The organism is Cytobacillus purgationiresistens (assembly GCF_030813235.1).
In the GTDB taxonomy this organism is placed as follows: Bacteria; Bacillota; Bacilli; order Bacillales; family Cytobacillaceae; genus Cytobacillus; species Cytobacillus purgationiresistens.
Window position 1 is genome coordinate 15,030 of record NZ_JAUSUB010000029.1, and the last position, 19,606, is coordinate 34,635.

The following is a 19,606-nucleotide window of genomic DNA, read 5'->3' on the forward strand; positions in this document are numbered from 1 at the left end:
ATGAAAGAAAGCATTGCATTGATTAACCAGTATTGGACTGACATTTACTTTCATTTGCACTATGCTCATAAAGATAAAATAACCCACCAGGCAATCCGGATACTTCAGCTCGTTGAAAAGCAAGAACGGATAGGGGTTGGAGAAGTAGCTTCTTATTTAGATGTTTCCCATAACACGGCTTCAGAGCATATTAAAAGGTTAATCGAGAAAGATTGTTTATCAAAAGAAAGGGATAAGAAGGATGAAAGGAAAGTAATTCTCCGTCTTACAGATGAAGGGAAGCGAATTGTACACAGAAACACGAGTCTTGATGTGAATAAGTTGGAAAAGGTGCTAAGTGATTTAAATGAAGATGAAAAAAAGAATATTCAGCAGGCAATGCAAATTTTAAGTGAGCATGCAAAGCAATGTACATAATCGCAAAAATAATTGCTTCCGCTATCGTAATCGCTGCTGTGACAGAGATTGCAAGACGCTTTCCATCTTATGGAGGGATGATAGCTGCATTGCCATTAGTCAGTTTATTAAGCATGATATGGCTGTACGTTCAAGGGGAACCGTCCACAGTTTTGAGCAAATTCGCTTTAGGTGTCCTTTGGGGTTTTCCTGCAACGGCGGTTTTATTAATCATTGTATATTTTGCTCTTCAGCATTCTGTTCATTTATTTTTTTCCATTATCCTTGGAATCGGCGGATGGATGCTATTCATAATCCTTCAAGATATGATTGTCAAATCGGTCAGAACTCTATTTCTAAGCTAATTTAACAATTCAGCCTGCTTTTTTTGCTTGAGAAATTGCGTTATAATAAGACATGGAATAAATAGGGCATCAAAGATGCGAGCTTACTTTATTTAAGATCTTTATTTGAAAGAGAGTGGGACATATGGGCCGTAAGTGGAATAATATTAAAGACAAGAAGGCGGCTAAGGACGCCAACAATAGCAGGATTTACACGAAGTTTGCACTTGAGATATATGTTGTTGCAAGACAAGGGGAGCCTGACCCAGAATCAAACCAAGCTTTAAAATTCGTACTTGAACGCGCTAAAACTTATAATGTGCCGAGAAATATCATTGATCGTGCAATTGAAAAGGCGAAAGGCGGAGCCGAAGAAAATTATTCGGAGCTTCGTTATGAAGGTTTCGGACCGAGCGGCTCAATGATTATTGTTGATGCGCTTACGAATAACGTAAACCGTACGGCATCTAATGTGCGTGCGGCATTTGGTAAAAACGGCGGAAACATGGGCGTTAGCGGATCTGTTTCTTATATGTTCGATGCAACAGCTGTGTTTGGCCTTGAAGGTAAAACAGCAGATGAAGTGCTTGAAATCCTTATGGAAGAAGATATCGATGTGCGTGATATTTTAGAAGAGGATGAGACAGTCATTGTTTATGCTGAGCCTGAACAATTCCATGCCGTCCAAGAAGCACTTAAAGGAGCGGGAGTTGAAAGCTTTACTGTAGCTGAACAAACCATGCTTCCACAAACGGAAGTAGCATTAGATGATGAAGGAATAGCACAATTCGATAAATTAATCGATGCATTGGAAGATTTGGAAGATGTACAGCGTGTTTACCATAATGTTGATTTTGGTGAATAACAACAAACCCGGAAGGCAGATCTGAAATAGGTCTGCTTCTTCTTATATGTTAATGAATACCTTTAGGGAGGTGATGGATATGGCAAGTAAGTTCAAGTCACATTCTGCAGCGTCTCATGCAAAGCCTAATATCGAACAGGCGATACTTTGTATGAGGTAGACATTTATTTTAAAAAATCGCCGAATCCGATATTCATGGCTTTGCACCTTATTGAATTAAAAAAATAAGGAGCGAGCAGAAATGAAATATGTGAAAGCCACAGCAATTTTACCTAAAGGGCTATTATCGGAAATTCAAAAATATGTGCAAGGGGAAACAATCTATATTCCCAAACAGGAAAATTCCCATCAAAAATGGGGATCAAAATCTGGTTCAAGGCAGCGTATATCTGAAAGAAATGCGGCTATTAAACAGGCATTCCAGCGGGGCTATACGATTGATCAACTGGCATCAGAGTATTACTTAGCAGTCGAAACAATAAAAAAAATTGTGTATAAGAAATAAACTAAGCACTGGTGAACTTTTCATCAGTGCTTTTCATATGCCGATTTTTTTTCATAACCATTTTCGGTATTTTATTTGAATTCTATTTATTATAAAGTAAAGGCAGAATTCAGAAACTGCGCTTGGACTCTCGATAAGTATCTACAAAATTTAGGAGTGAAGACATGGAAGCATTTATTAGGAATGACCAATATAATTTAATTAAAATCCAAACAAAGGCACTAATCAACGGCCATTCATCTGTCAATGAAGCAACAGTGCTTCAAGCTGTACAATCCCTTGCCCTGGAAAAAACAAAAAATGCCTTTGATGAAATAACAGATGAACAAATGGAATTATTGCTGCCAATCATTAAAGTGAAAGATCGTTCTGATGAAGAGGTGTTCCTAGGTACACTTAAGCCCTATGTCATTCCTTTTCAAAAGGTCATAGACAAAACAGTAAAAAAGCTCTTTCCAAAAGCTAAAAAGTTAAAGCTTCCTTCCATGGAGAATTCCGATTGGGAGGGAACTTCCTTTCTGTCATGGGATGATAAAGGCACAAACAGGCGATATATTATTGCACCTTTTCACCAAAAGCTTGTGGGTTTGCATGGAAGCTTTCACCGAAGCAACCATAAAGGAATATGTGCCATTTGCAATAAGTTTTCGACAGTAGGAATGTTTACACATGAGGTAAAAGGAGAGGCTAGTGGCACCTTTATTAGAAGAGGAAATTATATATGCGAGGATAGCCAATCATGTAATATGAACATTAGCTCATTAGTAAAACTGGAGGAATTTATCAGCCATTTAAAAAGGAAAGATGCATTAAATGAGAAGGGTTCAAAGCAGTGAATAGCGAATAGTATAAGTGGATATTGATACGATGCATAAAGCGTTTCCTCTAAGTGGGGAACGCTTTTCTTTTGTTCAAAGGAGGTAGAAGTGTCGGTGCTTAGGATTATGGTGATTGGTGTGTCAGCAGGGGCAGGAAAATCTACTTTTGCCCGTAAACTAGGAGATGCGCTGCATTTGCCTGTGTATCATTTAGATTCCTATTATTAGAAGCCTTATTGGGTAGAGTCGTCATCAAAGGAGTTTTCGCAGGCACAAAAAGATATAGTGAGGCAGGATGAATGGATTATTGAAGGCAATTACTCCTCGACCTTTCTACTCAGAGCAGATTATGCCGTTACAGTAATTTATCTGGGATTGCCTCTTTATGTTTGCTTCGTAAGGTTTTAAAAAGAAGGCTGATGTACATTGGCAGAACAAGGCAAGATATAGGAGCGGGCTGCAAGGTAAAGCTGGATTGGGAATTTATCGAATATATTATTACAACCTATCAGACTCGGAAGAGAAAAATGCCAGTACACTTTCTAAAGTTTAGAGAATCAAACCCCAACATGAACATGATTATGCTAAAAAACAAACGAGAAATCGCAGCGTATATAGAAAATTTACAAAGAGAGAGGGAGAGCGTTTGAAAGAGTCGATAAATAATTACGAAGATTTACTGGAAATGCTGGATGCTTTATTGCGTGAACCAGCACCGTTTTGGAATGAATTCTACACTGATCGAGATAAAGGGGTGCCATTTTTTTCGAATAAGCCTGATGAAAACCTCGTTAGTTATTTTGAGAAAGAATGGCTGCGTCCCGGAAAGGTTCTCGAGCTCGGATGCGGACCTGGACGTAACGCGCTTTATTTTTCCGAGCTAACTTGTGAAGTTGATGCAGTTGATTTGTCTGAAACCTCACTCAAGTGGGCTACAGAGCGAGCGAAGGAGAAAGGAGCAGATATCCGATTTATTCAAAAAAATATATTTGATTTAGAGATAGGCGAGGGCTCTTACGATATTGTTTATGACTCAGGCTGCTTCCATCATATAGCTCCCCATCGAAAAATGAGCTATATCGATTTAGTCAGCAAGGCTTTGAAACCAGGTGGCCATTTTGCAATTACATGCTTTATTGAAGGTGGAGCGCTTGGCGGTGCAGATTTATCAGATTGGGATGTTTATAGAAAAAGAAGTTTAATGGGCGGCTTAGGTTTTACAGAAGAGAAGCTGAGGACAATTTTTAAAGACTTTAAAGAATTGGAAATAAGGAAAATGAATGCTGCGGCCCCTTCTTCTAATGTATTTGGTGTTAACGGACTATGGACAGCATTATTCAAAAAGAATAAGTAATGCTTATGTTATATCATAATTATAATCACATTTTCTTATGGATGATTCAGGGGTATGATTGACCTGAAGGGAAGGTGTGAAGTATGGCGATTAATTTTCATAGCGAGATTAATGGGACTGCTTATTCTAAAAGGGTGGCAGATGAAAATTGGGTAAAACTGGTGAATAGCATTTGTGATGTTAAAGGGAAGGAAGTGCTGGACATTGGCTGCGGCGGAGGTATTTATACGAAGGCATTTGCTGAAATGGGTGCAGCAAGGGTCACTGGGTTTGATTTCTCAGCTGAGCAGCTATTAACTGCCAAGAAGACATGTAAGGATTATTCAAATATTGATTACAGACAAGGAAATGCGCTCGATACAAAACTGAATAATGAGAGTTATGATATCGTTCTGGAAAGGGCAATCATCCATCACATCAAAGATTTAAACCTTTGCATCAAGGAAATATTCCGTGTTTTAAAGCCTGGCGGGGCTGCCATCATACAAGATAGAACGCCAGAAGATTGCCTCCTTAAAGGGAGTACCTCGCATATAAGGGGATATTTCTTTGAAAAGTTCCCTGACCTCATCAAGAAAGAGACTTCAAGAAGACACTCTAGTGAAAAAGTAATAAATGAACTGAAAAGCGAAGGATTCCAAAAGATTGATGAAATGAAATTATGGGAAATTCGCAAGAGTAATAAAGAGGCCAACGAGCTAATAGCTGATTTAAAAGCAAGAACAGGGAGATCTATCCTGCATGAACTAACAGATGATCAATTAGAAGAGCTCGTTCATTATGTAACCAAGCAATTTGAAGGTGTGAACCATACAATTGTAGAAAAGGACAGATGGACGGTTTGGATTGCATGGAAGTAATCATGAAATCCCATGAAAAGCCAGAACAGATAATTACTGTTCTGGCTTTTTTCTATAGTGAAATTAGGACTATATTGGAAAAATCCTCACAAATAGTATTGTTTTTTCTGCAGTTGTCATATATATTTATAAATGATAATGATTATCATTATTAGTTAAAGCGGCGGATCCAATAAAAATAAGAGGAGATATGAAATGAAAAAGAATCTTGTTATTTTAAGCATGGCAGCAGTTCTTAGTCTAGGTCTAGCTGCGTGTAATAGTGAAGATACGAGCAAGGATACAACAGAAACAGCGAAAAAGGAAGAAACATCTAAGCAGTCTGAAGAAGCTTCGGCTAAGCTTCAAACCATTACATATTGACTTCACTCGTTTTTGTAGTTGATAAACTGATGAATATCTGCGAATAGCTGATGGACAGCAGGGGGCAAATATCTGTCCTTTAAATGCGCTAAATATACCGTTCTGCTGAGAAAGCTAGAATCAATCGGGATGCTGGTTGTATGCGGTGAAAACGCATAGCGAACATAGCTCTCAGGTAAGATCGTCACTCCAAGCCCTTCCTCAACGATACTGCAGGCTGTTTCCAGTCTTTCTATTTCAAAGTAGATATTTGGTTTTACACCTTCCTGTTCAAAAGCATCTAGAATATCCTTTCTTGTTTGGAACCCGGAAGTGCTTAGAATGAGGTCTCTAGTTAAAATTTCATTTAATGCTATTTTTTCCTGCTGGCTTATAGGGTCGTGATTATTAACTAAGAGAACGAACTTTTCACTATAGATGGGAATAAGATTAATTTCTTCATTATTTACCGGCTGATTTGTAATGGTGAAATGAACATCACAGTTGATCAATGACTCGATGACATTTTGGTGTCCAAGTATTTCTTTTAATTGAAAATGGATAGTAGGGAAGGTTTTTTTGAAGTCTTTAATTACTTTGAACAGCCAGAATTTGGATGATTCAATTAGCCCGATAGAGATGGTGCCGTTTCCAACCTCTCTTATTTCCTCAAGCTCCTTCAGCATATTGTCAAATTTGCGGAGAAGTTCAGTCGAACGCATGTGAAAGATTTGTCCAGCCTCTGTTAAAGCAAGTCCTTTTGTATTTCTTTCAAGGAGTTGAAATTTCGTTTCTGCTTCTAGCTTCATGATGGCGTTGCTTAGGGAGGGCTGAGAAATATGCAGGCTTTTTGCTGCTTTGGAATAGCTTTTTTCTTCAGCAATGGTAACGAAATAACGGAGCTGTCTTATATCCATGGATTTTCCTCCTATAGCTTTAAGCTATAAATATATTGTTATTTTGTATTTGTTATTATATATTACGGTATTCTATAATTTCAATTAAAGGGAATTCAGAATTTTTATTAAAAGGAGACTAACATGTATATTCAACCATCTTTAAAGAATTGGCATGGCAGAATCGACTCTCAGGATGATGAACGAAGTCATAGATACCATCAAGTGATTAAATTGTTAGACCTGAGAGAGTTGAAGCAGCAAAAGGATAGACAGACTTTTAATTTGATCGGTTTTAAATGTGACGAAGGAGTCAGGAGAAACAAAGGAAGGGTCGGAGCTGGAGAAGCGCCAGACGCTATTAGACAAGCATTAGCCAAGCTGCCTTGGCATTTAACTTCACAGGCGGTAATCGCTGACTATGGTGATATTCAATGCGATGGTAAAAATATGGAAGAAGCGCAATCAAGACTGGGTGAAGCGGTGTCAAAGCTTATTCAGGAGAAATCATTTCCCATTATCCTTGGCGGCGGCCATGAGACCTTATATGGTCATTATTTAGGGGTAAGAAAAAATATCGGAGAAGATGCGAAATTGGGAATTATAAATATTGATGCCCATTTTGATATGAGACCATATGATGTTGAATCTTCATCCGGAACGATGTTCAAGCAAATAATGGACCAAGATCAAAATTGTGCCTACTTTTGCGCGGGGGTTCAAAAGCAAGGAAACACACTTGCATTATTTGATGAAGCGGATCAATATAACGTGGAGTATATTCTAGAAAATGAACTATCATCTAACGGTGAGTTTAATAAAATACAGCAATTTATGGAGAACAATGACTATATTATGCTGACATTGTGTACAGATTCAATTAGTTCAGCCTTCGCACCAGGAGTGAGTGCACCTTCTCCATTTGGGTTAAATCCGCGAACGGTTCGCGATGTCATCAATAAAGTTGTATCACATCGGAATACACTTTCGTTTGATGTGTCAGAGGTCAATCCTTCACTGGATCATAATGGACAAACGGTTACGCTTGCTGCCCATCTTATCAACGAAGCCCTATTGAACTTTCATAAATAAATTACACCAGGGGGTACTCTATGAATCTCGAACTAAATCAAGTAACTACTTTATTTCTAGCAGTTGCACTATTATTATTCGGCGGGTGGTTAATAAAGAAGGCAGATTTTCTTAAACGCTTCTGCATTCCTGCTCCTGTTGTTGGCGGTTTATTATTTGCTCTCCTCGTATTGATTTGCAAGCAGACAGGTTGGGTCAATATAGAATTAGATACATCATTGCAAAGTTTGTTCATGCTTACATTCTTTACAACAGTTGGTCTGGGAGCAAGCTTTCAATTGATTAAACTCGGAGGAAAGATTCTGGTCATATATTGGATTGCATGCGGCGCATTAGCACTTTTCCAAAGTGTCATAGGAATATCCTTGGCAACTGTCCTCGGACTTGAACCGCTATTAGGGGTTATGATGGGTGCCGTTTCCATGGAAGGCGGACATGGAGCTGCAACTGCATTCGGAGGTACAATAGAAGAACTTGGAATTGAATCTGCCCTGTCTGTCGGTCTTGCTGCAGCGACATTTGGACTGGTTGCCGGTGGATTGGTGGGAGGACCAACTGTAAAGTACTTAATAACAAAGCATAAGCTACAGCCCAACAAAGAAGAAACGAATGAGATTGCAGCAGCAGCTGAAGAGAATCAATCTACTCATTCATTTCACTCGCAAAATTTTATGATGCAAATTCTTATTATCACTTTTTGTATGACTGTCGGATCTTACCTTGGAAACCTTTTTTCTGATGTAACTGGATTTGTTTTGCCTAACTATGTTGGTGCAATGTTTGTAGCAGTCCTAGCTCGTAATCTGATAGATAAATTCAATAATGAAATTGTAGATATGAAATCGATCAATTTAATCGGTGATATTACATTAGGTATTTTCCTTTCCATGGCGCTAATGAGTATAAAACTATGGGAAGTGGCTGAGCTTGCATTACCAATGTTTATCATTGTGTTCGCACAAGTAGTATTTATTGTTCTTCTTAGTGTGTTTGTCCTATTTAGACTTCTTGGCAAAGATTATGATGCTGCAGTTATGGTAGGAGGGTTCACAGGTCATGGGCTCGGGGCAACACCGAATGCAATGGCCAATATGTCCGCTATTACAGCACAATATGGACCTTCCCGAAAAGCGTTTCTTATTGTACCAATCGTGGGTGCATTCTTAATCGATGTGTTTGCCATGCCGATTATCATTACGAGTATTAATTTATTGAAATAAGCTGGACTGTCTAAAGAAGAACCTTAAGAGGTTCTTCTTTTTATGCTTTCAGGTTGTTGAAGAAAATCCTTGTTTACATCAATGCTTGCAATGGAGAAAATAACGTTTTTTCGGAAAAAGAAGTGAGCTAAAGTAAATGCATTTTTATTGTTTGAGGCAAGGCAGTGAAGGTCTGTAAAATAAATTACAAGTCAATCTCGTCAACTCATCAGAAAATATAAACAAGTGGAAACATGTTAAAGATCGTAATAGAACCTGAATTCCCATACATGAAGAATGTGTGTGGAATTTGGGTTTTCTTTCTTTTACAAATATCTTCGGTGGTATTGGCAGAAGTATTTACATCAATTGAGAATAAAAACCAGGTCAGCCTCTCATATTAAAAGCATATGAAAGGAGACACACAAATGGTAAAAAGCATCACCGCCTTGCAAGCGACACTTGTACTGATTATGTCTATTGGTTTGATGAATCATGTCATTGTTCTGCCATCTGTGTTGGGTGCAGCTGGACGTGATGCATGGGTTAGTCTCTTGCTGGTAGGAGTTCTGTATATGCTATGGCTGCCTATGGTTTACTGGATAATAAAAAAAACGGGTCAGCAGGAAATACTCGGGTGGCTTGAAAAAAATAGCCACCCGGCAGCAAAATGGCTGGTCAAATACATTTTGATTATACTCATTCTTTTAAATACTTTTGTCACATTATATAGCACATTTGCATGGGTAAATAGCACCTATATGATTCAAACACCGAAATTTGTTTTATTTATTCCCTTTATCGTCATGTGCTTTTTTGCGGCAGAGTCTGGTATGAAAACTATAGCAATTGCTGCCGGTCTTGTACTCCCTCTCGTTGTCGCATTAGGTTTTTTGATTATGTTCGCAAATATGCAGTACAAAGACTACACAATGCTTCTCCCGATTTTTGAAAAAGGAATATCTCCGATGCTGGACGGAGTCGTCATTTTGAGTGGCGGACTTGCAGAAATCTTTTTTTTCGTAGTTATCCAGCAGCATGTGAGGACACCAATCAAGTTTAAAAGGATGTTCTTCTTGAGTTTATTCATTCTTGGAATAAATATCGGGCCAATTATCGGTGCACTTACTGAGTTTGGACCTGTGCAGGCAGCTAACATTAACAATCCTGCCTATGCGCAGTGGCGCTTATTGACTATTGGGAAATATTTGAATCGCTTGGATTTCTTCTCTGTATATCAATGGCTATCAGGTGCTTTTATCCGTGTTTCATTATCATTTTTTATGATTGGACAGCTTTTCAATTTAAAATCGAGGATAAAGCATACAGTTTTATTGTCAGCCCTATCTATTGCTATGATTATCGCGCTTTGGCTACCCATAGATAATCCAGTCTTTGAAAGCTTCACAAATCAATATTATTTCAAAATTAGCGTGATAGGCATTTTATTTGTGACATTTTTCATCAACATCATTATATTCTTTAGAGGAAGAGTGAACAAAGATGAAACCCAAATCGACCACTCAAGATAAAATAAAAAACCAAGAGCCAATCATCTTGACAGAAGCCTACTTTAAAGAAGTATTTAATAACTCTGCCGATGTGAATTTTAAGAAATATTATTTGAATTCTGTTGGAAAAGAAAGTAAAGCAACTCTGAGATGCTTACTGATTTATTCTGAAGTAATGATCCATATGGACAAGCTTAATGAGTCTATTGCGAATCTCGAAGATAACTTAAAATATGAAATGAATTTAAAGGAAGAGGAAAAGTTAAATCTGCCAGTAAATGAATTGCAGATGCGCAGTCTTCCACCCGCAGAAACGTCAAAAGAAGACATCGCTGATCATATTTTTTCAGGAATGGTATTAATATTATTTGAAGAACAGGAATTGTTATATATGTATGCTCTTCCGAAAATTCCTAATCGAAAACCCGAAGAAACAAATGCAGAAATTTCGGTTCGCGGACCACGTGATGGCTTTGTAGAGGATATCTCCATAAACTTGGCACTTATCCGTAAAAGGTATAAGACAGCTACACTTGTGAATGAAACCTTTGAAATAGGAGAAAGAGGAAAGACGAAAATCAGTTTATTATATGTGAGTGATATTATGAATGAAAAGATTGTTGATCAGGTAAGAGAAGAACTTTCGAAAATTGATACGGATGTGATTCTAAGTACTACTGATCTTGAAGAAGTGTTATCGGGGCACAAATACGCATTGGTTCCGTTATTCAACTATACGGGACGCCCAGATTTTGTAGTTGCCAGCCTAAATAATGGGCGTTTTGCGATATTAATTGATGGATCTCCCAATGCCCTAATGGGACCCGGTAACCTTACATCTATTCTAAAAACGGCTGAAGACCGATATGCCCAATACTATTATACTAATTTCGGGATAATGATTCGTTTGGCTGGTTTACTTATAGCGATATTTTTGCCCGGTTTTTATATAGCACTTTCATCCTTTCATTTAGATCAGCTCCCGTTTCCTTATTTAGCTACAATTACTGTTTCAAGAATGGGTTTGCCTCTCTCCCCCCAACTAGAGGCATTAATGGTTATGTCTCTATTTGAATTGTTCAAAGAAGCCGGAATCACCCTACCGAAGGCTATTGGTCAGACGCTGACAGTAGTAGGAGGTTTAATTATTGGGGATGCAGCAATTAGAGGAGGTTTAACGTCTCCAACGATGCTGGTTATTGCAGGGACATCAGCTGTATCGGCCTACACATTGGTAAACCAATCCTTATCGACAACGGTCAGCATAGTCAGATTGGCTGTTTTATTATTGTCCTCTATATTAGGGTTATTTGGCTTTTTTCTAAGCGTATTCGCCATTGTTCTATATTTATCCAGACTTGAAGTATTTGGCTTGCCCTATTTAGCGCCGATTTCCCCATTCTCTTTTAAGGATACATTTGGAGGTTTATTCCCTAAGCCTTACCTTTTGGATAAGAAAAGATCTTCAATGTTAAAAACGAAGGATAAATCAAAAGGAAAACTCAAATGAAGCGATTAAAAAAAAGCTTTCTTATGGTGCTGATGCTCTTTTTTTTAGGAGGATGCTGGGATTCAAAGGATATTCAGGATATTCTATATATAACTGCTATGGGAATTGATTATGAGGATGATCAATTTGTGATTTATGTCCAAGTGGCTTCCTTTTCAGGGGTTGCCAAAACGGAAAATAGACAGACTTCACCTACGCCTGTTTGGGTAGCGAAAGGCTCTGGAAACACGCTGAATGAGGCGATGAATAATATCTATGATAAATCAAATCAATCTGTCTACTGGGCGCATATTAACCTGATTATTTTTTCTGAGAAATTATTAAATCATGGACTTGATCAGGTGAATGATAGCCTTTTAAGGTTTAATCAAATCAGGGAAACGACTTGGATGTATGGGACAAATGAATCGATGGAAAAAATATTTCTAGTGACCAGTTTGTTCGGTTCTTCTGTACAGACATCTATTTTCAATCCGAAAGATATTTATGATTTGCGTTCAATATTAGCGCCCATTCGAGCGCAGCGATTTTATTTGGAATACCATGAACCAGGTATGACGATTAAGCTGCCAAAACTTATAGTGAAGGATGAAGTTTGGAAAGGGAGCAATAGAGCAATTAATTCAGTCAAGCTTGGAGGCTCCTATTTGATAAAGAATAAAGAACTTAAGGGCGTATTGCTACATGAAGATTTGGACGGTATAAGATGGCTAACTAGGAGTACAGAAAGAACGCCCCTAACTGTTAATGCAAAAGACGATCAAAAAATTGTTCTGTTAATCATCAGGCCGAATGCTGATATCACACCAATCTATCGTGATGGAAATACAGTTTTTGATTTATCGGTAAACATCAGGGCGGGAATCTTAGATATGCAAGCAGATGTTCCGCTGGAAGAATTGGAAAAAGAAGCGGAAGAAGAAGTTAAGCAGGAAATAATGAAAACATTTAAACTGTCACTTGAAAAGAAGGCCGATATCTATAATCTTGAGGAGATTGTCTATAGAAGCAATTTGAAAAGATGGAAAGAGGAATTTGCGGACAATTTTGCTCTTACTGAAGACTCCATAAGAAATATCAATGTCGAGGTAACCATACAGCAGACTGGAGATTTTGATTATGAGTATATCAATTGATACTGACAATTCTGCACGATTAGTCATCGTGCTTTTTTTTGATTCTGTATTTGGATCATCAGGTGTTTTAATAAATGTGGTCTTAACTCTATTATGGGACAGCCTATTGGTTTGACCTTTATGTATCATTAATATTTAAGTGATAACTACATATCTATTATTGTTATCCAGCTCCGGTTTTTGCACTGATTTTTTTCTAATTAAAGAGGGGGATTTTATGGAAGATTCCATTGTGATTTTTGATTCCCAGTGATTGCTGCCATCCTCTATGTCATTATCATGACTCTTTCATTTGCAGTTTTCATATGGAAACGGGTAATAGAAAAGCAGGAAGATATCATCTCCTGACAAGATTCCTCATGGGTCTTGTTTTATTATGTGTCTATAAGAGAATAGAAAGGTGAAAATACTATGACATTTTTTAAAAAATCGCAAATAAGCGGGAACGAACTCCGTACATAAATGCTCTAATTGTCAAAGAGGCGCCTTGGAAGGGAGAAAGGCATTTGTGATCACATCGATAGAAGATGCTAGGTTGTTAAAAAAGATAAAGAAACAGGATATGAATGCGGTCATCAATTGGTTTGACACGAGAAAATCAAAGTTCTATAAAATAGGCTGGGCGTATTTAAAAAATCACTCTGATGTTGAGGATGTTTTTCATAATACAATCATTAAAGTTCATGACAAAATTGATCAGCTGAGAGATGATCGTTTCTTTGAAACCTGGGTTACTTCGATTTTTTTGAATGAATGCCGTTCCCTCTACAGGAAAGGCAAGCAGAATGATTGCAGGCCCATTCCTGAAACAGCAAATGAGACAGATATGGATACAAAACTTGAAGTAATAAATGGTCTGGAACAGCTGGATGAAAGATATAGGGAAGTTATTATATTAAAGTACTTAAGGGGCTATTCCCAAGAGGAAATCAGTGAAATACTTTCAATGCCAGTTGGAACAGTGAAGTCGAGAATTTACAGAGGACTTAAGCAAATGAGGTTAATTCTTGAGGGGGGTGACAAGGATGAAATGTGAACAATACGAGGAATGGCTTCCAGCATATATTGAGTGCGATCTGAGCAAGGAAGAGGAATTATTACTTGAGGAACATCTTAAGAACTGTGAGTCTTGCAAACAGGAATTATCATTTTTTCAAGAAATCATTGGTGAGATAAAAGTTGAAAATAATGATATCAGAGTCCCTCGCGACTTCATGACTAATGTCCGTAAAAAAGTGACGAAAACGACTAAAGGAAAAAAGAGAAAAACGAGACTTGCAGCCTTCTCAGGTGCAGTAGCTTCTATCATTCTAGTCGCATCGGTCGGTACCGTTGTAGCTAATGATGGACTTAAAAGCTTTATGGATTGGTGGAAGGACAATAGTACAAGCGAAAATGAACAGGTTGAGAGGCTTGTTCAAAGTGGATTGAGTGATGAGGTTAATATTGAAGCGATTAGCAACGGAGTAAAAATGAAAATCACTAATGTTGCAGCAGATGATATCCAAACATTTATTTATTATGAGGTAGAGGATCTTGAGGGTGAAAATCGGTATATGGTGGATATTTCATCTGGACTAGAAGTCTTAAGGAAAGACAAGAAATGGTTTGCACATGGAGCTTTTAGTTCATTAAGTCTATATTCGGAAGAGAACAATGTATATAAAGGAAGAATTGCGCTTAAGCCGGTGGACGGGCTAATTAACTTAAGGATAAATAAGCTAGATAAATTCAATCCGATTCAAGATGAAAAAAATGATCGTACTGATCTCAAAGACACCGAATATATAGAAGGAGATTGGCAATTTGAAATTCCGGTAAAAAAGCATGCAGCAATTGAATATAAGCTCAATAAGGAAGTTGAGGTAGAGGGAAATCAAGTTGTGTTTAATAAGCTGGTTATTGCTCCTACAGTGACAACGCTTTCCTATGTATTTATGGATGGAAATCCAAATAGACAGGTTAGCTTTATCCAAATAGATAGTATAGAAAGTAATGGGAAGTTCGCATATAATGATCTTTTATTAGGAGCTGGCAATGATCTTGATTATGATAGTGTTTCTTCAGAACTAGCTTTTGAAACTCTGTACTTCGATCAGCCAAAGGAAATCCGTATTCATATTGGACCTATTATGTACTATGAGACATATCGTGCAGAATACCCAATCGATCCTTATAAAAGCGATCCTCAAATATTTGAATATCTAGGGAATCAGATAAGTATAAAGGATATAGAAATTAATAATTCTACAAAACTTACACTTAATGAAAACTTTGCAGTTGATCGACCATATGAGAGATTGGATTTTACTTTTCTTGATAAAGAAGGGAATAGGCCATCTGGTTCTGCAATAAGTGAAGAAGGTAAAGTTGTTGATAAAAATAAATCCGTCTATGAGTCTAAAGATTTTTATATGCTTAAGCATTTAGAAAGACCCAAACTTTACGCTGTGGTGAACCATATAGAGAATCATACTGACTCACCTGATAAACCTTTTATCCCTGCAAAACTAGTGATCGATGGTTATTTTCAAACAGAGTATCCTGACCAATACATTGATATTAAGCTAGAAGATCCTAAATAGGATCTTCTTTTTTAACGATGTCTATTATGGTAATATCTGATAAAATGGTTGTAGAAATGAATCGTGTTCTGAGGTGATAATGTGGAATATTTTAAAGAGCTAAGAAAGAAAGTCGGACACGCGCCTCTTATTTTACCAGGGTCCGTTGTACTTTTAATAAATACAGAAAATGAAATCCTCTTACAGCAAAGAGAGGATGGCAGATGGGGAATTCCAGGCGGACTAATGGAGTTAGGGGAAAGCCTTGAGCAGACAGCCAGGAGGGAAGTAAAAGAAGAGACAGGTTTGGAGATTGGCGAATTAACACTGTTAGGGGTATTTTCTGGGGAAAAATACTATATTAAAGCGCAAAATGGAGATGAATTCTACGCTGTTACTGCTGTTTACATGACAAGAGATTATAAAGGAAAGATACAGATTGATCAAAAGGAATCACTGGATATGCAGTTTTTTTCGTTAACAGCGTTGCCCAATCAATTACTGGATACATATAAAAGTTATATTCATCCATATATCAAAGAACTGCAAAAAAAATAAACCTCCTTTCGAAGGAGGTTTATATTAGAATTGGAAAGACAGCTGTTTATTTTTAATTTCCTCTATTAGCTCTTCAGCAGCTTTTTTGCTTAAAATGAGTTTCCCTTCAGCTAATATTAAGTTATCATTTTGTATTTCACCGGTAATTTGACAGGCTTTGCTTGCATTATATTTTTGTAAAATAATGCGATCATTTTCAACGAAGATTTCAAGCGGATCTTTTTCAAAGATTTCTAATGTGTTTCTTAATTCCTTAGGGATAACGATCCTCCCTAATTCATCTACTTTCCTTACAATTCCAGTGCTTTTCATAATAAATCCCTCCTATCAAATATTTGAAATACAAATCTTTTATGATTGTTTAAAAGATCTAATGTAAGATAAAAATTACACATTTTTACCAAAATTCCTCCTTTTTTCATTTTACATTTATATTACCGTTTTTTGTCTTTTTGTCATAAAAGGGAATTTAGTGCGACCTGTCTGATAAATAAAGACATACATAGAGAGAGAAAGCAGGAGAGGATTATCGAACACATATTAACCTTACAAAAAGTGATAGATTATATCGAAGAGCATGTACAGGAAGAAATGGACCCGGTCCATCTTGCAGGATTGGCTGGGTATTCGCATTATCATTTTAGCAAAATATTTAAAAAGTATACCGGATATTCGACAATGGATTATGTGGTGAAGAGAAAGCTGCAACATGCACTATATGAATTATTTTGCGGGAAAAAGGTTATTGATATTGCCTTAGATTATGGTTTTCATACACATGCTGGATTTACGAAGGCATTTAAGAAAACCTTTGGTTCCTCCCCGAGTTTATATAAGCTTCATTGTCCAGCTGTCAGACCGCAAAAGCCGGATTTAATGAATCTGCATAAAAGGAATGTGGGTGGGATTGTCCTGCAGCCAAAACTTGTATCCCGTCAGCCGTTTACAGTAGTAGGACAGACATTTGAATCATCGATGAAAAATATCTCTTTCACACGAGATGAACCAGCCTTTTGGGATGAGCGGGGCTTGACTGATGGGGATGTTGAAAGGAATTTATATCGACTTTTTTCGCCGAAAAGGCATGGAGAATATTGTATGAATATTAATCGTAACCATGAGAAGTTTACTTATTTATTTGCGGTCGATTATGATGAACAGCATACTCTCCCTGAAGGTTATATGATTCAAAAAATGCCTGCAGCTAATTACGCCGTATTTAAAACACCAGCCGTATCAGCTGAACAGTTTGTGTCTACAATAAAGGGAACCTGGCGTTACATATTGGAAGACTGGCTCCCTCCTTCTTCCTATGAAGTGGATGAAGCAGTATGTGATTTTGAATATTACGATGAATACTGTCATTATTGGGACTTTGAAAAAATATATATGGAGATCCATCTGCCTATTAAAAAAAGAGCCTCATGATTGAAAATGACGCTCTTTTTTGTTTGGTTTGAGGTGGAAGTTGAGCGAATAATGTAAATTTGAGCAGGTATCGAGCTGGCATGAGATAAGGGCCTAATTACCTTTTAGTGCTCAACCTCCCATCACATAAGCTGTCATCGGTCGGGATGTAGCTTGATTTAGAAAAAATATAATCAATCGCCCAAGAATAAAAGCATTATAAACGATGTTTTTTCTTTAATAATGAACGGTATAAATATAGTACGGGTGTCAAAAGGACAGCACTCGCTATAATGGCGATTTTAATTGCAAAGTGAGATCCGATCCATCCGATAAACGGTCCGCCGCCTATTTGTCCGATGGAGTCAACTTGCCCTTTTACTGAAAAGAAGGTTGCCCGCGCAGATGAATCAGGAATAATCTTATTTAGCCAAATATCCTCTAAAGGATACATAACCTGCCTGGTTCCTGCGATAATCATGTAGAAAATGATCAGGCTGACAATCCCGGTTGAGAGAGAGAACCCTAGCAAAGAAAGGATAATCAGAATTGCTCCTATGAATAAAGCGATATAGATTTTTCTTAGCTCCAAATGAAGGGAGAGACGATTGATAATATATAAAGCTAGAAATGAAAATATCATCACGATAAAATTTAACGCACCTGCCATTATAACAAGCGTTTCATCAGTTAGACCCAGCAGCTGAGGTGCTTCAAGCAAGTGTGACAGCCAAAGTCGGTCAAAACCTTCACTATAAAGGCCGAAAAACAAGGCGATTAGTAATAGCAGCCTAATTAGGCGGTTCATTTTTGCTGATGTGATAATCAGCTTTAGATTATCAGTCATATTTTCCATAACGGTTATTTGTTTTTGTTTGTTTTGTGGTATGAAATGTTCCTCTTTCATAAAAATCAACACGAATAAGGACAACCCAACCATCGCAATACCGCCAATCATGATAGGCAAGTTAATCAAAGAATATCCAAGGATGATGCTAATAGGAATCGCGATGATTTGACCAAAGTTTCCGGCGCGCGCTCCTTTTAGTATTGCTGATGAAGCCTTTGTTTCTCCAATTTCATCTGCAATCCAAGCTTGCTGAGAACCGCTAGTGAAGGTATAACCAATCCCCCATAAAATTTGAGAAGCAATCACAGCTGCAAATACAGGAAATAACCCCTCTATAAAAAAGCCGCAGCCGATCAGAAAATATCCGATGATCATTGAAAGCTTTCGACTTTTTAAATCGGAAACTACACCAGTTGGTATTTCAAATAAAAAAACAGTGAGTTCCAGTACGGTCCCGACTAAGACAAGCTGTAGCGCAGTCAGTTGTACGGTTTGCACATGGTACAACAAATTCACAGTGAATACTAAAGTAAAGAAGAATTGCGATAAAAAACAAGTGTAAATATAAACGTGATATGGGCTTTTTAATTGTAAGTTCTTCATATCGTTCCCCCTTATATAGAATTGTAAATGGGAGGAAGATTAAGTTCTTTTCCAAATTTGCGGTATATTTTGATATCTGATATTATTACCTGGTACCAATTCTAGTAAAATATTAATTTCTCGGGAGGCTAATATGTATAAATTATGCAGCACCCTAATCTACATCTTGATGAAGACCTTTCACTTGTTTCAGATGAAGGGTAAAGAAAACATTCCTTCAGACGAAAGGTATGTTGTTACTTGTTCCCATAAGAGTATTATTGATGTCATCGTGTTAGCAATTGCCTTATATCCAACACCAGTACATTTTATGGCAAAGAAAGAATTATTCGAGGGGAAATTCAGAAATCGATTTTTCCGCTCAATTAAAGCCTTCCCAGTCAATCGTGAAAATCCGGGTCCAAGCACATTGAAGACACCATTAAAAATCCTAAAGGACAACAAATGTGTAGGAATCTTCCCGAGCGGCACGAGAACCAGTGAAGACATGCCGTTGAAGAGGGGGGCTGTAACGATTGCGCTTAAAGCAGATGCTCCGCTCCTCCCTGCAGACTATAAAGGGCCGACGAAAATTTCACAGTTCTTAAAAGGTGAAAAGTCATCCATCATCTTTGGTGAACCTATGTTATTTGGAGAGATAAGGAAGCTGCATAAGAATGAGCAAATAGATGCAGCGGTCGAGGATTTGGAGAAAGAAATGAAAAGGCTAGAGAAGCTTCATTAATTTCAATGAAGTCGGAGTTTCGAGTGACTAAAAAGAGTTTGGGAGTGACTAAAAAAGGTTCGGGAGTGACTA

The 19,606-nt window shown here is 37.5% G+C and carries 23 protein-coding genes; 20 read left to right on the top strand and 3 right to left on the bottom strand.

Features of this window, described 5'->3' with window-relative positions:
• The 9 genes from J2S17_RS22830 to J2S17_RS22870 all read left to right on the top strand — a co-directional run bounded on the left by J2S17_RS22830 (position 1) and on the right by J2S17_RS22870 (position 5,505).
• Complete coding sequence (locus J2S17_RS22830; RefSeq protein WP_307478315.1) at positions 1–417, top strand: MarR family winged helix-turn-helix transcriptional regulator; 417 nt, start codon at positions 1–3, stop codon at positions 415–417.
• Positions 408–761, top strand: coding sequence for a DUF3147 family protein (locus J2S17_RS22835; protein WP_307478317.1), 354 nt, complete (start codon positions 408–410; stop codon positions 759–761). The genes J2S17_RS22830 and J2S17_RS22835 overlap by 10 nt, the downstream gene beginning before the upstream one ends.
• 124 nt (positions 762–885) lie before the next feature.
• A complete protein-coding gene (locus J2S17_RS22840; RefSeq protein ID WP_307478319.1) occupies positions 886–1,605 on the top strand; it encodes a YebC/PmpR family DNA-binding transcriptional regulator in 720 nt (239 codons plus the stop codon).
• Positions 1,606–1,846: 241 nt separating this feature from the next.
• Positions 1,847–2,110, top strand: coding sequence for a CD3324 family protein (locus J2S17_RS22845; RefSeq protein WP_307478321.1), 264 nt, complete (start codon positions 1,847–1,849; stop codon positions 2,108–2,110).
• A 164-nt stretch (positions 2,111–2,274) separates the two neighbouring features.
• Positions 2,275–2,946 carry a FusB/FusC family EF-G-binding protein gene (locus tag J2S17_RS22850; protein WP_307478323.1) on the top strand — a complete coding sequence of 224 codons (672 nt, stop codon included), beginning with the start codon at positions 2,275–2,277 and terminating at the stop codon, positions 2,944–2,946.
• A gap of 371 nt (positions 2,947–3,317) precedes the next feature.
• Positions 3,318–3,578 carry a P-loop NTPase family protein gene (locus J2S17_RS22855; RefSeq protein ID WP_307478325.1) on the top strand — a complete coding sequence of 87 codons (261 nt, stop codon included), beginning with the start codon at positions 3,318–3,320 and terminating at the stop codon, positions 3,576–3,578.
• Complete coding sequence (locus J2S17_RS22860; RefSeq protein ID WP_307478327.1) at positions 3,575–4,282, top strand: class I SAM-dependent methyltransferase; 708 nt, start codon at positions 3,575–3,577, stop codon at positions 4,280–4,282. The genes J2S17_RS22855 and J2S17_RS22860 overlap by 4 nt, the downstream gene beginning before the upstream one ends.
• Before the next feature lie 83 nt (positions 4,283–4,365).
• Entirely contained in the window at positions 4,366–5,142 is a 777-nt protein-coding gene (locus J2S17_RS22865; protein ID WP_307478328.1) for a class I SAM-dependent methyltransferase, read from the top strand.
• A gap of 195 nt (positions 5,143–5,337) precedes the next feature.
• Positions 5,338–5,505 carry an iron ABC transporter substrate-binding protein gene (locus tag J2S17_RS22870; RefSeq protein WP_307478330.1) on the top strand — a complete coding sequence of 56 codons (168 nt, stop codon included), beginning with the start codon at positions 5,338–5,340 and terminating at the stop codon, positions 5,503–5,505.
• Between the two features lie 2 nt (positions 5,506–5,507).
• On the opposite strand, the gene J2S17_RS22875 is transcribed toward J2S17_RS22870, so the two are convergent.
• Positions 5,508–6,401, bottom strand: a complete 894-nt coding sequence (locus J2S17_RS22875) for a LysR family transcriptional regulator (RefSeq protein ID WP_307478331.1) — start codon at positions 6,399–6,401, stop codon at positions 5,508–5,510.
• Positions 6,402–6,524: 123 nt separating this feature from the next.
• Between J2S17_RS22875 and hutG the strand changes: the two genes are divergently transcribed.
• The 9 genes from hutG (at position 6,525) to J2S17_RS22920 (ending at position 15,950) form a co-directional block, all read left to right on the top strand.
• Positions 6,525–7,472, top strand: a complete 948-nt coding sequence (hutG, locus tag J2S17_RS22880; RefSeq protein ID WP_307478333.1) for a formimidoylglutamase — start codon at positions 6,525–6,527, stop codon at positions 7,470–7,472.
• Positions 7,473–7,492: 20 nt separating this feature from the next.
• Entirely contained in the window at positions 7,493–8,692 is a 1,200-nt protein-coding gene (gltS, locus tag J2S17_RS22885) for a sodium/glutamate symporter (RefSeq protein ID WP_307478334.1), read from the top strand.
• 407 nt (positions 8,693–9,099) lie between these two features.
• Positions 9,100–10,203: a GerAB/ArcD/ProY family transporter gene (locus J2S17_RS22890; RefSeq protein WP_307478335.1), complete on the top strand. Its 1,104-nt coding sequence runs from the start codon at positions 9,100–9,102 to the stop codon at positions 10,201–10,203.
• The gene (locus tag J2S17_RS22895; RefSeq protein ID WP_307478337.1) at positions 10,175–11,692 is read left to right on the top strand and encodes a spore germination protein; all 1,518 of its coding nucleotides are present in this window, start codon (positions 10,175–10,177) and stop codon (positions 11,690–11,692) included. Before J2S17_RS22890 ends, J2S17_RS22895 begins: the two co-directional genes overlap by 29 nt.
• Positions 11,689–12,828 (top strand): Ger(x)C family spore germination protein, encoded by a 1,140-nt coding sequence (locus J2S17_RS22900; protein WP_307478339.1) that lies wholly within the window; start codon positions 11,689–11,691, stop codon positions 12,826–12,828. Before J2S17_RS22895 ends, J2S17_RS22900 begins: the two co-directional genes overlap by 4 nt.
• Complete coding sequence (locus J2S17_RS22905; protein ID WP_307478341.1) at positions 12,812–12,943, top strand: hypothetical protein; 132 nt, start codon at positions 12,812–12,814, stop codon at positions 12,941–12,943. The genes J2S17_RS22900 and J2S17_RS22905 overlap by 17 nt, the downstream gene beginning before the upstream one ends.
• Before the next feature lie 393 nt (positions 12,944–13,336).
• On the top strand, positions 13,337–13,864 hold the full coding sequence (locus J2S17_RS22910; protein ID WP_307478342.1) for an RNA polymerase sigma factor: 528 nt from the start codon (positions 13,337–13,339) through the stop codon (positions 13,862–13,864).
• The gene (locus J2S17_RS22915; protein WP_307478344.1) at positions 13,854–15,413 is read left to right on the top strand and encodes a DUF4179 domain-containing protein; all 1,560 of its coding nucleotides are present in this window, start codon (positions 13,854–13,856) and stop codon (positions 15,411–15,413) included. Before J2S17_RS22910 ends, J2S17_RS22915 begins: the two co-directional genes overlap by 11 nt.
• Before the next feature lie 81 nt (positions 15,414–15,494).
• Complete coding sequence (locus tag J2S17_RS22920; protein ID WP_307478346.1) at positions 15,495–15,950, top strand: NUDIX hydrolase; 456 nt, start codon at positions 15,495–15,497, stop codon at positions 15,948–15,950.
• 24 nt (positions 15,951–15,974) lie between these two features.
• On the opposite strand, the gene J2S17_RS22925 is transcribed toward J2S17_RS22920, so the two are convergent.
• Positions 15,975–16,262 (bottom strand): AbrB/MazE/SpoVT family DNA-binding domain-containing protein, encoded by a 288-nt coding sequence (locus J2S17_RS22925; protein WP_307478348.1) that lies wholly within the window; start codon positions 16,260–16,262, stop codon positions 15,975–15,977.
• 132 nt (positions 16,263–16,394) lie between these two features.
• On the opposite strand from J2S17_RS22925, the gene J2S17_RS22930 reads away from it, so the two are divergent.
• Complete coding sequence (locus J2S17_RS22930) at positions 16,395–17,378, top strand: AraC family transcriptional regulator (protein WP_307478349.1); 984 nt, start codon at positions 16,395–16,397, stop codon at positions 17,376–17,378.
• A 196-nt stretch (positions 17,379–17,574) separates the two neighbouring features.
• On the opposite strand, the gene J2S17_RS22935 is transcribed toward J2S17_RS22930, so the two are convergent.
• Positions 17,575–18,810 carry an MFS transporter gene (locus J2S17_RS22935; protein WP_307478351.1) on the bottom strand — a complete coding sequence of 412 codons (1,236 nt, stop codon included), beginning with the start codon at positions 18,808–18,810 and terminating at the stop codon, positions 17,575–17,577.
• Between the two features lie 133 nt (positions 18,811–18,943).
• Here J2S17_RS22935 and J2S17_RS22940 point away from each other — a divergent pair, with 133 nt between their 5' ends.
• The gene (locus J2S17_RS22940; protein WP_307478352.1) at positions 18,944–19,534 is read left to right on the top strand and encodes a lysophospholipid acyltransferase family protein; all 591 of its coding nucleotides are present in this window, start codon (positions 18,944–18,946) and stop codon (positions 19,532–19,534) included.
• Positions 19,535–19,606: the final 72 nt, after the last annotated feature.